This window comes from Actinoplanes sp. GCM10030250, from assembly GCF_042666575.1.
In the GTDB taxonomy this organism is placed as follows: domain Bacteria; phylum Actinomycetota; class Actinomycetes; order Mycobacteriales; family Micromonosporaceae; genus Actinoplanes.
Genome location: NZ_JBHTDO010000115.1, coordinates 1 through 730, shown reverse-complemented (window position 1 = coordinate 730; position 730 = coordinate 1). Strand labels below are relative to the sequence as shown.

Sequence of the window (730 nt, the reverse complement as noted above, 5' to 3'; positions counted from 1 at the left end):
TGGCTCTGAGCGTTGGTGTTGGTCCCACTTGGGCATGAGTTCCGGACCCAGGTCTCGTCCGGCGATTCTTGTGGGCAGGTATATGGGACCCACCACTTTGCTGATCTGGAGGTGTCCGGCGAGCCTGCGCGAGGTGGCGCGCCGCCGTGCCGGAAAATCGACCTGTGACGACGACTCTCGCGCGGCAAGCGGTCGATGCTTCACCGTCCCTGCACTATTACTTCGTCCACGACCGTGCTGGCGAACCGGACGGTTTGCTGGTTGAGGAGTTTCTGCTGGCACCGGACTACTCCTCGGCGGGGCTGGTGAGTGGTATCTGGAGCCGGCGGGAGAGCCGCTGGCGCGACGGCGCGGACACCAGCCGGCGGTTGCGCCTTGATGCCGCCTTAAGGCTCCAGGTAGTCGCTGCTGGCCGAGCGGCAGCAGCGGAGTTCTATCGAAGCGTGTGTGGTGTCGGGTTGCCGGACGAGGCTGCGTTGCGGGCACACTTCGGTGACCTTCCTGCCCAGCCGCCGCCTCCGCTGCGTCTGAGCGGGCCGGAGGCCGCCCCGGGATTTCGCGAGACGCGGGTCTACCGGATCTTGTTTGTCAATGAGTTGACTCAAGACGGCCTTGATGCAGTCAGCAGCGGGTGGCAAATGCCGGTTACCGGTGACCTTGCCGATCCCGAGGTTCGGATCTTAGGAGCGGTGCGTCGCCAGGTGTCCGGTGATTCCTTCCGCTGGGATCT

The 730-nt window shown here is 64.8% G+C and carries 1 protein-coding gene; it reads left to right on the top strand.

What is annotated here, in order from left to right:
* Positions 1–164 precede the first annotated feature (164 nt).
* A partial coding sequence (locus tag ACFQV6_RS44290; RefSeq protein ID WP_378033746.1) for a hypothetical protein occupies positions 165–730 on the top strand: 566 nt, incomplete at its 3' end.